Below are 13,950 nucleotides of genomic sequence, written 5' to 3'. Positions count from 1 at the left end.
CTATTCCACCTCTACTTTTCCACCCGCCGCAACTATCTTCTTTGCCGCTGCTGGGCTGACTTTGTCAATTTTGACGGTCAGAGCTTTGGTCAAATCCCCAGTTGCAAGAATCTTCACGCCATCCTTAACAGCTTTGATTAAACCGATTTCAAAGAGGCTTTCAATCGTAACTTCAGATCCGTCCTCAAAACGTTCTAAGTCACGAACATTCAATGCAATTATTTCTTTTCTTGAGATATTTTTAAAGCCGCGTTTGGGCATCCTGCGAAACAATGGATTTTGTCCACCTTCAAAACCAGGACGTACTCCGCCACCAGCTCGCGAATTCTGACCTTTGTGTCCTTTACCGGACGTTTTGCCATGTCCGGAGCCAATTCCACGGCCTAAACGCTTAGGGGCATGTGTTGATCCCTCAGCAGGCTTTAGTTCATGCAGTTTCATGCTGACCCACACCTCCTTTTATTGAGCTAGTGTTTCTACCGTAACCAAATGCATGCATTTGCGAACCATTCCTAGAATTCCAGGACTGTCCTCATGAATTGCACTTGATCCTACTTTTCCTAAGCCGAGTGCTTGTAACACTTTGTGCTGTGCTTGTGAATAACCGATTGGGCTCTTTGTCAGTGTCACTTTGATTTTCATGACCGAACCTCCTTAACCTAGAACTTCTGCTACGGTCTTGCCTCGGAGTTTGGCAATCTCTTCTGGACGCTTAAGAGATTTTAAGGCTGTCATCGTCGCATTAACCATATTATGCGCATTAGCTGAACCTAATGACTTCGCTAAGATGTCATGAACTCCAGCAACCTCTAGAACTGCACGAACAGCTCCGCCTGCAATAACTCCAGTACCTTTGGAAGCCGGCTTTAACATTACTTGTCCCGCACCAAAAACTCCGATGATAGGATGAGTAATTGTAGTTCCGTGCATAGGAACACTGATGAGGTTCTTTTTAGCATCTTCAATTCCTTTGCGAATTGCCTCAGGAACTTCTCCAGCTTTCCCCAGTCCAGCACCAACACGTCCGTTGCCGTCTCCGACTACAACAAGAGCGCTAAAGCTAAAGCGGCGTCCACCTTTTACAACCTTGGCCACACGGGCAATATGAACAACCTTTTCAATCATGTCTGATTTATTAGCTTCGAACTTCGCCAATTTGAAAATTCCTCCTTTACCCAAGCTTAGAAGCTAAGTCCAGCTTCTCGCGCTGATTCCGCTAATGCTGAGATTCGGCCGTGATATACATTTCCTCCACGATCGAATACTACTTTCGTAATTCCTTTTTCAAGAGCCTTCTTCGCAACCAGTTCGCCAACCTTTTGAGCTCCAGCGGTGTTTCCGCCTGACAATTCTGCTGCTTTGAACTCTGGGTCGAGTGAAGAAGCCGCAACAAGTGTTACTCCGAGATCGTCATTAATTACTTGAGCATAGATATGATTCAAGCTCCGAAACACTGCTAAGCGAGGACGCTCGGCAACTCCGATTACATTCTTACGAATACTCTTATGCTTTTTCATGCGAATTGCCTTACGATCAATGCGCTTTATCAAAGGGAACACACTCCTTTCACGTTGGCAAGAGATTTTGCCCTTGCCTAATTTTTATTACTTCTTACCGCCTTTTTTACCACCAGTCTTACCAACCTTACGACGGATTATTTCACCTTCGTATTTAATCCCCTTGCCTTTGTAAGGCTCAGGCAGTCGCTCTGAACGTACAATAGCGGCAAAAGCACCTACGAGCTCTTTATCCATCCCTTTGATCAAAATCTTGTTGGGTGCCGGGACATCAAAGTCAATTCCTTCAAAAGGAGTAAGCTCTACCGGGTGAGATTTTCCTACGGTTAAAACTAGCTTGTTTCCTTGCTTTGCAGCACGATATCCAACCCCGACCATGTCGAGACCCTTCGTAAAACCGTTTGTAACACCTTCCACCATGTTGGCGATCAGGGTACGAGTCAGTCCATGCAGAGAGCGGCTTAGGGGTTGATCATCTGGCCGTGCAACAATGATTTGCGAGTTTTCCACGGAAATGTTCATTAATGAATGGAGTTCCCTGGTTAATGAACCTTTTGGTCCGCTAACTGTAACAACGTTATTCTCTATTTTGAAGTCCACACCACTGGGGATGCCAATGGGGCGCTTGCCAATTCTGGACATTCACTGCACCTCCGTTGAAAATTACCAAATGTAGGAGATTACTTCTCCGCCTAGGCCCTCTTTGCGAGCATTTCTATCAGTCATTATCCCCTTAGATGTGGAGATAATTGCGATTCCGAGTCCTCCAAGAACTTTAGGGATTTCATCCTTCTTCGCATATACACGAAGTCCTGGACGGCTTATCCGTTTTAGCCCTGTAATAACACGCTCGCGATTTGGTCCATATTTCAAATACATACGAATCACGCCTTGTTTATCGTCGGCAATATATTCTACGTCCTTGATATACCCTTCTGCTTTGAGCAGTTCCGCAAGCTCTCTCTTAATACGAGATGCTGGCACCTCAACTTTATCGTGGTAAACCATTCCAGCGTTGCGGATACGAGTTAAAAAATCTGCTATCGGATCTGACATTGACACTTAAGTCGTCCCCCTTCCTTACAATGTTTTACCAACTGGCCTTCGTGACTCCAGGAAGTTCCCCTTTGTGAGCTAACTCCCGGAAGCAAATCCGGCATATTCCGAATTTCCGCATGTAAGCATGGGGACGTCCACAAAGCTTGCATCGGTTATGCGAACGCACTGCGAATTTTTGTCCACGATTTTGGCGGACAACCATTGATGTCTTAGCCACGTTCTCGAACCTCCTTTTCTCTAATCACGGTACGGCATTCCGAATCCACGAAGCAATTCACGTGCCTCTTCATCGGTTTTTGCCGTTGTTACAAAGACTACATCCATTCCACGGAGCTTGTCGATCTTATCGTACTCTATTTCAGGAAAGATCAGTTGCTCCTTAATTCCTAACGTGTAGTTGCCACGTCCGTCAAACGCCTTTGCTGAAATACCGCGGAAGTCACGAACACGAGGCAATGCTACGTTTAAAAGACGATCCATGAATTCATACATACGTTGACCACGCAAGGTCACTTTACATCCAATGGGCATTCCTTCGCGAAGCTTAAACGCCGCAATGGACTTCTTAGCCCGGGTAACGATCGGCTTTTGCCCAGCAATTTTCATAAGATCTCCAACAGCAGAATCAATAGCCTTGGAGTTTTGAACAGCTTCACCGACGCCCATGTTGATAACGATTTTATCAACTCTAGGAATTTGCATTACATTTTTATAAGCAAACTTCTGCTGTAGAGCAGGAGCAATTTCGTTTAGGTATCTATCATGCAGACGAGCCACTAAGGTCCCTCCTTTCGCGATTAGTGTTTATCCGGAAGAGTCTCACCGCAATGTTTACATACGCGGTATTTTCCTTCTTCCGTTACCTTAAAGCTCACACGAGTCACGGATTTGCACTCTTGGCAATATAACATTACATTCGAGCTGGCCATCGGAGCTTCTTTCGAAACGATGCCGCCTTGAGGCATGCTTTGAGATGGTTTAGTATGACGTTTTACCATATTAGCCTTCTCAACAACGACTCGGCCCTTTTTACGAATTACATCAATGACTTTGCCCTTTTTACCAGCATCCTTGCCGCTGATCACCATGACGTAGTCACCTTTTTTTACGTGTATCTTATTAGGTTGTACCTTATGCTTAGTAGCAGCCACTTTCTTCACCTCCACCCATCATGGGTCTTAGATAACTTCCGGTGCTAAGGAAATAATTTTCATGTAGTTATCCCGCAGCTCACGTGCTACTGGTCCAAAGATACGAGTACCGCGAGGGCTCTTGTCATCTTTAATCAGCACAGCTGCATTTTCGCTAAACCGTATATAGGATCCGTCGCTGCGGCGAATTTCTTTCGTTGTCCGCACTACAACAGCTTTAACGACGTCTCCCTTTTTAACAACGCCCCCAGGCGTTGCTTGTTTAACAGAAGCTACAATAATATCTCCAATCGTTGCATATCGACGCATTGAACCGCCGAGCACACGAATACACATCAACTCTTTAGCCCCTGAGTTGTCACCAACTCTAAGCCTAGTTTGTACCTGGATCATTCCATTGACCCCCTTCCGAACAAATATCAGATTTAGAGAGCAACTGATCTCTCAGTTATCTCAACTACGCGCCAGCACTTATCTTTACTTAAGTGGCGAGTTTCCATGATCGTGACAGTGTCCCCGATACGGGCTTCATTGTTCTCGTCATGAGCCTTATATTTTTTCGTTCGTGTAATTGATTTTTTGTAGATCGGATGACTCTCCGTTATTTCAACTAACACAACGACAGTTTTGTTCATTTTGTCGCTGACAACTTTGCCAGATCGAACTTTACGTTGGGCTCTTTCCACGTTAGAATGCCTCCTTTCTCGCCTTAGGCACGTTCAATCTTCAACTCACGCTCTCGAAGAATCGTTTTACCGCGGGCTATTCCTTTGCGGACTTCACGAATTCGCATCGGGTTATCTAATTGTCCCGTTGCTAACTGGAAACGCAAATTAAACAGTTCTGTTTTGAACTCGTCGATTTCCTTTAGTACTTCTTCATTTGTTAGATCACGGAAATCTTTAGTTTTCATTTGCGTCACCTCCTTCTTGATCTGCACGAGCAACGAACTTGCACTTGATAGGGAGTTTATGCATAGCAAGACGTAATGCCTCACGGGCTTGTTCCTCGGTTACGCCGTTTAATTCAAACATTACACGGCCTGGCTTTACAACAGCTACCCAGTACTCCGGTGAACCTTTACCACTACCCATACGTGTTTCAGCAGGCTTAGCTGTAATAGGTTTATCCGGGAATATTTTAATCCAAACTTGACCACCACGTTTAATATAACGTGTCATGGCAATACGAGCAGCCTCGATTTGACGGTTAGTAATCCAGCCTGCTTCCATTGCCATAAGACCGTATTCACCAAACGTAATTTTATTTCCTCGTGTAGCCTTTCCAGTTAAGCGTCCACGATGTTGTTTCCGATGTTTCACTCTGGTTGGGACTAGCATCTAGTTTCCTCCTTCCACCTGAGCGACGACCTTCTTGGCGGGAAGAACTTCACCTTTATAAATCCAAACTTTGATACCAATTTTTCCGTACGTGGTATTAGCTTCGGCAAATCCGTAATCAATATCTGCACGTAAGGTGTGAAGGGGTACTTTTCCCTCATGATACCATTCAGTTCGGGCAATTTCGGCTCCTGCCAAACGGCCGCTGCATTGAATTTTAATACCTTGAGCGCCCTGTCTCATTGTCCGACCAACTGTTTGTTTCATTGCACGACGGAAGGATACACGCTTCTCAAGTTGTAATGCAATGTTTTCTGAAACAAGTTGAGCGTCAAGCTCAGGCTTTTTGATTTCAACAATATTTACAGCTACTTGCTTGCCAGTGATGGCTTCAAGTTGTTTGCGTAAGTTTTCGACTTCTGTGCCGCCACGTCCGATAACAATGCCAGGTTTCGCAGCATAAACAGATACCTTAACTCGGCTAGCTGCCCTTTCGATTTCAACTTTAGGGCATCCTGCTTGTTTAAGTTTATTTTTGACGAACTCACGAATCTTCAGATCCTCATGAAGAAGTTCCATGTAGTTCTTATCTGCATACCAACGGCTTTCCCAGTCCCGGATGATTCCGACGCGGAGGCCTTTGGGATTAACCTTTTGACCCACAGCTTAGTCCTCCTTCTTCTCGCCTACGACCACAGTTATGTGACTCGTCCGTTTCCGGATTTGGTCAGCACGTCCCATAGCCCGAGGCTTGATACGTTTTAAAGTCGGTCCTTGATCCACACATATTTCTGTAACATACAGATCATCAGCGTTCATGTCGTAGTTATGCCCCGCATTCGCGACTGCAGATTTCAGTACTTTAGTCACATCGTCAGTTGACCCTTTAGCGGTAAACTGAAGGATTGCGAATGCATCACTGACCTTCTTGCCACGAATCAAATTAACAACTTGGCGTACCTTACGAGGAGAGATACGTACATATTTTGCCACTGCTTTTGCTTGCATGTGCCTTAACCTCCTCTCGAATTATCGTAAGCCGCTGGATTTTTCACTGCCAGCATGGCCCTTATAGGTGCGTGTAGGCGAAAACTCTCCTAGTTTATGACCAACCATGTCTTCTGTAACATAGATCGGAACATGTTTTCGTCCATCGTGAACCGCAATGGTGAGTCCGACCATTTGCGGGAAAATTGTTGAGCGTCTGGACCACGTCTTAATAACGCGCTTGTCACCTGATTCGTTCATTGCTTCTACACGTTCAAGTAAACGAGCTTCGACGAAAGGTCCTTTTTTAAGAGATCTGCTCATTCATGGGCCTCCTTTCGACTACTTACTGCGCCGCTTCACAATAAAGCGATTCGACGGATTCTTTTTCTTTCGGGTCTTAGCACCCAGTGCAGGTTTACCCCAAGGTGTACATGGGTTGCGGCCAATCGAGTTTCGGCCTTCTCCACCACCGTGTGGGTGGTCACAAGGATTCATAACAGATCCACGAACAGTTGGGCGAATACCCATCCAGCGTGATCTTCCCGCTTTACCAATATTAATGTTTTCATGGTCGAGATTTCCGACTTCACCGATTGTTGCTCTGCACTCAATACGGATCATTCTCATTTCGCCTGATGGAAGTCTCAAAGTAGCATACGAACCTTCTTTAGCCATAAGTTGGGCTGATCCACCAGCTGAGCGAACCATTTGCGCGCCCTTGCCAGGCTTCATCTCAATGTTGTGCAACACTGTACCAACCGGGATATTCTGAAGTGGAAGTGCATTCCCTACCTTAATGTCTGCATCTGGACCGGATACAACGATTTGATCAACATGTAGTCCGTTCGGTGCTAAAATATAGGATTTAAAGCCATCTTGATAATACAATAACGCAATATTAGCAGAACGATTTGGATCGTATTCGATGCTCGCTACACGAGCAGGAATTCCGTCTTTATTACGTTTAAAGTCAATAACACGATACTTGCGTTTATGTCCGCCGCCTTTATGGCGTACACTTAAACGGCCATCGTTATTGCGACCCGCTTTTTTAGTCAGTGATTTGACTAATGAGCGTTCTGGTTCAGTTCTAGTCAGCTCTTCAAAGGTCGAAACAGTCATGTTACGACGACTTGGAGAGGTTGGTTTAAACGTCTTTATTGCCATAGGTCTTCCTTATCCTCCTTTGCTTCAAGCTGCTTATAGGCCCGCGAAGTTTTCAATCTTATCTCCAGCTTTTAGCGTAGCAATCGCCTTTTTGCGGTCCGATGTCTTGCCTTGATATTTTCCAACCCGTTTCATTTTTCCTTTAACAGATAATGTGCGGATTTCAACCACGGTTACTTTAAACATCTTTTCGACCGCAGCTTTAATTTCGATTTTATTCGCTGCAGGATCTACCCAGAAGGTGTACTTATTTTCTTCGACAAGCCCTACTGACTTCTCGGAGATTACTGGACTTTTGAGGACATCACGTGCGTCGCGCATTACGCTAACACCTCCTCTGCTTTAGTTACTGCCGCTTTAGTCATCACAAGAATGTCATGATTAAGTAGATCTACTATATTCATTCCAGCTACATCCATAGCTTTGACACCCTCAATATTTCGTGCAGAACGAAGCACTGCCTCATCTGCATTATCCATTACGATGATTGCTTTCTTGTCAACATTAAGAGCTTTAAGCACTTTCACGATTTCACGTGTTTTAACTTCGCTCAGACTCAATGCATCGAGGACAATCAACTGTTGCTCTAACACTTTCGATGAAAGCGCCGAATATAAAGCCAATCGACGGACTTTCTTAGGAAGTTTAAAACCATATTTACGTGGTTTCGGAGCGAAGATTACACCGCCGCCTCTCCACAATGGTGAGCGAGTACTTCCAGAACGCGCACGGCCCGTTCCTTTTTGACGCCACGGTTTACGTCCACCCCCGCGAACTTCGCCGCGTAACAGAGCGGATTGAGTTCCGCGTCTTTCAGAGGCTAATTGCGAGACAACTGCTGAGTGAAGAACATGAACATTCGGAGTGATCCCAAAGACATTGTCACTGAGTTCAATTTCTCCGACAGCTGCACCTTGCATATTTACTACTTGAACTTTCGGCATTGCTTATTCCTCCTTTCCCAGTGTTACTTCGCCTTGACAGAAGGCTTCAGAATGAGCAACGACTTATTCGCTCCAGGGACAGCCCCTTTAATCAAGATCAAGTTTTTATCCACATCAACCCGGATAACCTCCAGATTTTGTACCGTTACACGTTCGCCACCCATACGTCCTGGCAGCACACGACCTTTGAAAACTCGAGCCGGGCCTTTCGCGCCAAGGGAACCTGAACGTCTGTGATACTTAGAACCATGAGCCATCGGTCCACGACTAGCGCCATTACGCTTAATCATGCCCTCAAACCCTTTTCCCTTTGATTTGCCTACAACATCAACTTTGTCGCCAACTGAGAATAGATCAACTTTAACTTCTTGACCAATCTCATAGCTATCAACATCGTTAACACGAAACTCACGAACATAGCGCATCGGCTTTAGTGAAGCCTTTGAGAAATGCCCTTTCTGAGGTTTGTTGCTCAAGCTATCGCGAAGAATTGAAAAGCCAACCTGAATAGCATTGTAGCCATCTGTTGCCATCGTTTTCTTCTGAACTACCGGACAGGGCCCCGCTTCAACAACAGTAACCGGAACTACACGTCCTTCATCCGTAAATACCTGAGTCATACCAATTTTTTTACCCAAAATTCCTTTTGACACGAATGCCACCTCCTAAACACTTTGAAGTGCGCCGGATTTCTCCAGAGCACGAAAATGTTTTTTTATTTTATTGTTGGATCAACCCGGCAGCAACTCCACGCAGCCGGGTGTTTCACGCAACAAACATAACGATAGTATATCATATAATAATACGATATGCTAGTAAAAAATCAGCTAATTACAACTTAATTTCGATATCCACGCCTGCTGGTAGATCTAAACGCATAAGTGCGTCAACCGTTTTAGGCGTCGGCTCAAGAATATCAATAAGCCGTTTATGAGTGCGCATCTCAAATTGTTCACGTGAATCCTTATTGACATGCGGCGAACGCAAAATCGTGTAAATACTTTTTTCCGTAGGCAACGGAATTGGTCCACTAACCTGTGCGCCCGTCCGTTTAGCAGTTTCGACAATACGCTCTGCTGATTGGTCAAGAGTCTTGTGATCAAATGCTTTCAGGCGGATTCTGATTTTTTGGCTCATAAGATATAACTACCCCCTCATAATTCCCGTTATACGGGTTTCGAGCGTAAAAATTCCCTGACCGAGCGGAGTCACTCGACCAGCAACCTTTTACGCCATACCTGAAGTCAGACGGCAAAGGCTAGATAAATTCGTAGTTACTTGATCCAGCGATCAATTCACCGACTAGCTTTGCTCTTCCTTCAATGACGAGAGGAGAGTCTCCTCTCGTCATTTGAGTCTTATCAAGACCTAATTATTTAGCAGCGATTTTTGCTACGATACCTGAACCAACAGTACGGCCACCTTCACGGATAGCGAAGCGGAGTCCTTCTTCCATAGCGATTGGAGTGATAAGTTCAACTTCAATCGTTACACGGTCTCCTGGCATAACCATTTCGGTACCCTCTGGAAGAGTGATAACGCCAGTTACGTCAGTTGTACGGAAGTAGAATTGTGGGCGATAGTTATGGAAGAAAGGAGTATGACGTCCACCCTCTTCTTTATTAAGAACGTAAACCTCACCTGTAAACTTTGTGAATGGTTTAATGGATCCGGCTTTTGCTAAAACTTGTCCGCGCTCAATGTCTTTACGCTCAACACCACGTAGAAGTGCTCCGATATTGTCTCCTGCTTGAGCTTGATCAAGCAATTTGCGGAACATCTCAACGCCGGTTACGACGCTTTTACGAGAAGCTTCAGCTAAACCAACGATTTCAACTTCGTCGCCGACCTTAACCACACCACGCTCAACACGACCTGTGGCAACAGTACCCCGACCAGTAATCGTGAAAACATCCTCGACAGGCATTAAGAAAGGCTTGTCAGTGTCACGGGCTGGAGTTGGTATATAGGAGTCAACTGCGTCCATAAGATTCCAGATCTTTCCACACCACTCGCATTCGCGCTTTCCGCAACCACATTGAAGAGCTTTGAGACCTGATCCAGGAATGATGGGAACATTGTCGCCATCATATTCTTGGGCGGTTAAGAGTTCGCGAAGTTCCATTTCGACGAGCTCGATAAGTTCCGGATCATCAACCATGTCCACTTTGTTCAGCCAAACTACAATGCTAGGAACACCTACTTGGCGAGCTAAGAGGATGTGTTCACGGGTTTGTGGCATTGGGCCATCAGCTGCGGAAACACAGAGGATTGCGCCGTCCATTTGCGCAGCACCGGTGATCATGTTTTTAACATAGTCAGCGTGTCCTGGGCAGTCCACGTGAGCATAGTGACGATTGTCAGTTTCATACTCTACGTGTGCAGTGGAAATGGTAATTCCACGCTCGCGCTCTTCTGGAGCCTTGTCAATTTGATCAAACGCTGTTGCAACTGCTCCACCGTGTTTTGAAAGTACAACGGTAATAGCAGCCGTCGTTGTAGTTTTACCATGGTCAACGTGACCAATGGTTCCTACGTTAACATGAGGTTTTGTACGTTCGTATTTAGCTTTTCCCATTTTTTTCACTCCTTTAAAATACTTGAAATTATATAATTCAGGGAGTTAGGAAGCAAGAATTTCAAATCATTCGTGCTTCGTACCTCCGACCTCGCTTATGACCCTTGGCGTTTAGCAATAATACCATCCGCAATGTTTTTGGGAACTTCCTCGTAGTGGTCGAACTGCATTACATAGACCCCTCGGCCTTGTGTTGCAGAACGCAAGTCGGTGGAATAACCAAACATCTCAGAAAGCGGCACATATCCACGAACAACCTGTGTGTTGCCACGTGCTTCCATGCCCTCAATCCGGCCTCTACGCGAACTAATATCCCCAATGACATCTCCCATATATTCCTCGGGAACGGTCACTTCAATTTTCTCAATTGGTTCGATGATTACAGGATCAGCTTTAAGTGCGCCAGATTTAAACGCCATGGATCCAGCGATCTTAAAGGCCATCTCAGAAGAGTCAACATCATGGTAAGAACCATCATACACAGTTGCCCGCATGTCAAGAAGTGGGTAACCGGCCAAAATACCATTTTGCATCGCTTCTTCAATACCAGCTCCAATCGGGTTGATGTATTCTCTAGGAATAACACCCCCGACCACTTTGTTAACAAATTCGAAACCACTACCGGGTTCGAGCGGTTCCAGTTCGACCCAACAGTGACCGTATTGTCCACGACCACCTGACTGGCGAACGAACTTTCCTTCTGCTTTAACTGTACGGCGAATAGTTTCTTTATAAGCAACCTGTGGTCGACCAACATCACACTGGACTTTAAACTCACGCTGCAAGCGATCGACAATGATCTCCAGATGAAGTTCACCCATACCTTCGATAATTGTCTGTCCTGTCTCTATATCAGTGTGCATTCTAAAGGTCGGATCTTCTTCCGCTAAGCGGCCGAGTGCCCCACCCATTTTTTCTTGGTCAGCTTTCGTCTTAGGCTCAATCGAGACTGAGATAACTGGTTCTGGGAATACCATTTTTTCTAAGATGATTGGATTCTTTTCGTCACATAGGGTATCACCAGTTGAGGTATCTTTTAGACCGACGGCAGCTGCGATATCACCGGAGCGAACTTCTTGAATATCCTCTCTATGGTTAGCGTGCATTTGGAGTATGCGTCCAATGCGCTCGCGTTTTCCCTTTGTTGAGTTAAAGACATAAGAACCAGCACCCAAAACTCCAGAATAGACCCGGAAGAAAGCAAGTTTTCCTACGAATGGATCAGCCATGATCTTAAACGCAAGCGCTGAGAAAGGCTCTGTATCCGATGCTGTTCGCTTATCTTCAGCACCGGTATCAGGGTGTACTCCGTTAATTGGAGGAACGTCTAGAGGTGATGGCATATAATCAACAACTGCGTCAAGCAGCGGTTGTACACCCTTATTCTTGAACGCTGAACCGCAAATTACAGGAATAAACTTGTTGCCGACCACTCCGCGACGTATACCATCACGAATTTCTTGCTCGGTCAAAGCTTCCCCTTCGAGGTACTTCATCATGAGTTCTTCACTGGTTTCTGAAACTGCTTCAATCAGCTTCTCCCGATATTCGTTGGCCAATTCGGTCAAATCCTCAGGGATCGAGCTGTGTTCTGCTGTAGTTCCCAAATCGTCTGTATAGATAACCGAGTTCATGGTTACTAGATCGACAATTCCTTTGAAATTTTCCTCAACACCAATTGGCAACTGAATTGGAACTGGGTTTGCTCCCAAACGATCAGAAATCATTGAAACGCCCCTGAAGAAGTCAGCGCCTAAGCGATCCATTTTGTTGATAAAAGCGATACGTGGTACCTTGTATTTATCCGCTTGACGCCAAACCGTTTCAGATTGAGGCTCAACACCACCAACTGAGCAAAACACAGCAACAGCACCGTCAAGTACACGTAGGGAACGTTCGACTTCCACTGTGAAGTCCACGTGCCCTGGTGTGTCAATGATGTTGATCCGGTTGTTTCTCCATTGGCATGTTGTGGCAGCGGATGTAATAGTAATACCACGCTCTTGCTCCTGAACCATCCAGTCCATCGTCGCGGCACCATCGTGAACTTCTCCAATCTTATGCACACGTCCGGTGTAAAAAAGGATACGTTCTGTCGTTGTTGTTTTTCCTGCGTCAATGTGAGCCATAATTCCTATATTGCGTGTATTCTCTAGTGAAAATTGTCTTGCCATTGAGAATCCCCCTTTCTGTCAAAATAAGTGTGTCTCAAATTACCACTTGTAATGCGCAAAAGCCTTATTGGCCTCAGCCATTTTGTGCATATCATCTTTCTTCTTTACAGAACCACCAGTATTATTAGCGGCATCGAGCAATTCACCGGCAATCTTCTCTTGCATTGTCTTCTCGCCTCGTTTACGAGCCATAGCGACAAGCCAGCGAAGAGCTAATGTTGTACGACGCTCAGCACGTACTTCGATGGGGACTTGATAGTTAGCTCCACCAACACGACGAGCCTTTACTTCTAGTACCGGCATAACATTTTTTAGCGCAGTACCAAAAACTTCAAGCGGATCTTTACCCGACTTTTCCTGAATCATATTAAATGCGCCATAGCAGATAGCTTCGGCCGTTCCCTTTTTACCATCTAACATAATCTGATTAATGAACTTTGTCAGAGTTTGATTCTTGTAAATCGGATCTGGCAGAACATCCCGTTTAGCAACATATCCTTTACGTGGCATTTGGCAACCTCCTTTGTATCAATATATTTAACAATTCAACAGTTCGTCTTACTTAGGCTTTCTTAGGACGTTTTGCACCATACTTAGAACGCCCTTGCATACGTTTTTGAACGGCAGTTGTATCCAAAGCGCCACGAATAACGTGATAACGAACACCAGGGATGTCCTTAACACGACCACCACGAATAAGAACTACAGAGTGTTCTTGTAGGTTGTGACCAATTCCAGGGATATAGGTCGTAACCTCCATTCCATTCGTTAAACGCACACGAGCAACCTTCCGAAGCGCTGAGTTAGGCTTCTTAGGAGTCGTGGTATATACCCTAGTACAAACACCCCGTTTTTGTGGGGATCCTCCTGAGGGATATTGCTTACGTTTAAGTGAGTTATAGCCCCACTGTAAAGCTGGAGCTGTAGATTTTTGTGCGACAGAGCTACGTCCCTTACGGATAAGTTGATTAATTGTCGGCATGTCTCCGCCTCCTTTCTGGTGAAATTAATATACAAGGAATTGCTTGCC

At 45.3% G+C, this 13,950-nt stretch carries 25 protein-coding genes; all 25 read right to left on the bottom strand.

Features of this window, described 5'->3' with window-relative positions:
• A complete protein-coding gene (gene rplO, locus BLS16_RS13670) occupies positions 1–441 on the bottom strand; it encodes a 50S ribosomal protein L15 (protein WP_034598217.1) in 441 nt (146 codons plus the stop codon).
• Between the two features lie 18 nt (positions 442–459).
• Entirely contained in the window at positions 460–642 is a 183-nt protein-coding gene (gene rpmD / locus BLS16_RS13665) for a 50S ribosomal protein L30 (protein WP_014901251.1), read from the bottom strand.
• Positions 643–654: 12 nt separating this feature from the next.
• Positions 655–1,125: a 30S ribosomal protein S5 gene (gene rpsE / locus BLS16_RS13660; protein WP_427846376.1), complete on the bottom strand. Its 471-nt coding sequence runs from the start codon at positions 1,123–1,125 to the stop codon at positions 655–657.
• A 56-nt stretch (positions 1,126–1,181) separates the two neighbouring features.
• A complete protein-coding gene (gene rplR / locus BLS16_RS13655; RefSeq protein WP_092334070.1) occupies positions 1,182–1,550 on the bottom strand; it encodes a 50S ribosomal protein L18 in 369 nt (122 codons plus the stop codon).
• Between the two features lie 54 nt (positions 1,551–1,604).
• Positions 1,605–2,159 carry a 50S ribosomal protein L6 gene (rplF, locus tag BLS16_RS13650; protein WP_034598219.1) on the bottom strand — a complete coding sequence of 185 codons (555 nt, stop codon included), beginning with the start codon at positions 2,157–2,159 and terminating at the stop codon, positions 1,605–1,607.
• A gap of 21 nt (positions 2,160–2,180) precedes the next feature.
• Entirely contained in the window at positions 2,181–2,579 is a 399-nt protein-coding gene (rpsH, locus tag BLS16_RS13645; protein ID WP_014901247.1) for a 30S ribosomal protein S8, read from the bottom strand.
• 28 nt (positions 2,580–2,607) lie between these two features.
• Entirely contained in the window at positions 2,608–2,793 is a 186-nt protein-coding gene (locus BLS16_RS13640) for a type Z 30S ribosomal protein S14 (RefSeq protein WP_014182804.1), read from the bottom strand.
• Positions 2,794–2,813: 20 nt separating this feature from the next.
• Positions 2,814–3,353, bottom strand: coding sequence for a 50S ribosomal protein L5 (gene rplE / locus BLS16_RS13635; protein WP_034598221.1), 540 nt, complete (start codon positions 3,351–3,353; stop codon positions 2,814–2,816).
• A 20-nt stretch (positions 3,354–3,373) separates the two neighbouring features.
• On the bottom strand, positions 3,374–3,727 hold the full coding sequence (rplX, locus tag BLS16_RS13630; RefSeq protein ID WP_092334068.1) for a 50S ribosomal protein L24: 354 nt from the start codon (positions 3,725–3,727) through the stop codon (positions 3,374–3,376).
• 27 nt (positions 3,728–3,754) lie between these two features.
• Positions 3,755–4,120 carry a 50S ribosomal protein L14 gene (gene rplN, locus BLS16_RS13625; protein WP_014901244.1) on the bottom strand — a complete coding sequence of 122 codons (366 nt, stop codon included), beginning with the start codon at positions 4,118–4,120 and terminating at the stop codon, positions 3,755–3,757.
• A 32-nt stretch (positions 4,121–4,152) separates the two neighbouring features.
• Positions 4,153–4,413, bottom strand: a complete 261-nt coding sequence (rpsQ, locus tag BLS16_RS13620; protein WP_014901243.1) for a 30S ribosomal protein S17 — start codon at positions 4,411–4,413, stop codon at positions 4,153–4,155.
• Positions 4,414–4,436: 23 nt separating this feature from the next.
• Complete coding sequence (gene rpmC / locus BLS16_RS13615; protein ID WP_014901242.1) at positions 4,437–4,640, bottom strand: 50S ribosomal protein L29; 204 nt, start codon at positions 4,638–4,640, stop codon at positions 4,437–4,439.
• Entirely contained in the window at positions 4,630–5,067 is a 438-nt protein-coding gene (rplP, locus tag BLS16_RS13610; RefSeq protein ID WP_014901241.1) for a 50S ribosomal protein L16, read from the bottom strand. Before rplP ends, rpmC begins: the two co-directional genes overlap by 11 nt.
• Positions 5,068–5,730, bottom strand: a complete 663-nt coding sequence (gene rpsC, locus BLS16_RS13605) for a 30S ribosomal protein S3 (RefSeq protein WP_014901240.1) — start codon at positions 5,728–5,730, stop codon at positions 5,068–5,070.
• Between the two features lie 3 nt (positions 5,731–5,733).
• On the bottom strand, positions 5,734–6,075 hold the full coding sequence (gene rplV, locus BLS16_RS13600) for a 50S ribosomal protein L22 (RefSeq protein WP_014901239.1): 342 nt from the start codon (positions 6,073–6,075) through the stop codon (positions 5,734–5,736).
• A gap of 21 nt (positions 6,076–6,096) precedes the next feature.
• Complete coding sequence (gene rpsS, locus BLS16_RS13595) at positions 6,097–6,378, bottom strand: 30S ribosomal protein S19 (protein ID WP_034598224.1); 282 nt, start codon at positions 6,376–6,378, stop codon at positions 6,097–6,099.
• Positions 6,379–6,396: 18 nt separating this feature from the next.
• Positions 6,397–7,224 (bottom strand): 50S ribosomal protein L2, encoded by an 828-nt coding sequence (rplB, locus tag BLS16_RS13590; protein ID WP_014901237.1) that lies wholly within the window; start codon positions 7,222–7,224, stop codon positions 6,397–6,399.
• Positions 7,225–7,257: 33 nt separating this feature from the next.
• A complete protein-coding gene (rplW, locus tag BLS16_RS13585; protein ID WP_014901236.1) occupies positions 7,258–7,545 on the bottom strand; it encodes a 50S ribosomal protein L23 in 288 nt (95 codons plus the stop codon).
• On the bottom strand, positions 7,545–8,168 hold the full coding sequence (rplD, locus tag BLS16_RS13580; RefSeq protein ID WP_034598228.1) for a 50S ribosomal protein L4: 624 nt from the start codon (positions 8,166–8,168) through the stop codon (positions 7,545–7,547). Before rplD ends, rplW begins: the two co-directional genes overlap by 1 nt.
• A 23-nt stretch (positions 8,169–8,191) precedes the next feature.
• The gene (rplC, locus tag BLS16_RS13575; protein WP_092334066.1) at positions 8,192–8,821 is read right to left on the bottom strand and encodes a 50S ribosomal protein L3; all 630 of its coding nucleotides are present in this window, start codon (positions 8,819–8,821) and stop codon (positions 8,192–8,194) included.
• Between the two features lie 178 nt (positions 8,822–8,999).
• Positions 9,000–9,305, bottom strand: a complete 306-nt coding sequence (gene rpsJ, locus BLS16_RS13570; protein ID WP_007778414.1) for a 30S ribosomal protein S10 — start codon at positions 9,303–9,305, stop codon at positions 9,000–9,002.
• Positions 9,306–9,540: 235 nt separating this feature from the next.
• Positions 9,541–10,746 carry an elongation factor Tu gene (tuf, locus tag BLS16_RS13565; RefSeq protein ID WP_092334064.1) on the bottom strand — a complete coding sequence of 402 codons (1,206 nt, stop codon included), beginning with the start codon at positions 10,744–10,746 and terminating at the stop codon, positions 9,541–9,543.
• A gap of 95 nt (positions 10,747–10,841) precedes the next feature.
• Positions 10,842–12,920, bottom strand: a complete 2,079-nt coding sequence (gene fusA, locus BLS16_RS13560; RefSeq protein ID WP_092334062.1) for an elongation factor G — start codon at positions 12,918–12,920, stop codon at positions 10,842–10,844.
• Positions 12,921–12,959: 39 nt separating this feature from the next.
• Positions 12,960–13,430 (bottom strand): 30S ribosomal protein S7, encoded by a 471-nt coding sequence (gene rpsG, locus BLS16_RS13555; protein WP_014901231.1) that lies wholly within the window; start codon positions 13,428–13,430, stop codon positions 12,960–12,962.
• Positions 13,431–13,482: 52 nt separating this feature from the next.
• The gene (rpsL, locus tag BLS16_RS13550) at positions 13,483–13,902 is read right to left on the bottom strand and encodes a 30S ribosomal protein S12 (RefSeq protein ID WP_092334060.1); all 420 of its coding nucleotides are present in this window, start codon (positions 13,900–13,902) and stop codon (positions 13,483–13,485) included.
• Between the last annotated feature and the right edge of the window lie 48 nt (positions 13,903–13,950).

It is taken from the genome of Desulfosporosinus hippei DSM 8344, assembly GCF_900100785.1.
Taxonomy (GTDB): domain Bacteria; phylum Bacillota; class Desulfitobacteriia; order Desulfitobacteriales; family Desulfitobacteriaceae; genus Desulfosporosinus; species Desulfosporosinus hippei.
The sequence above is the reverse complement of the archived record's forward strand: the minus strand, read 5'-3'. Positions and strand labels throughout refer to the sequence as shown.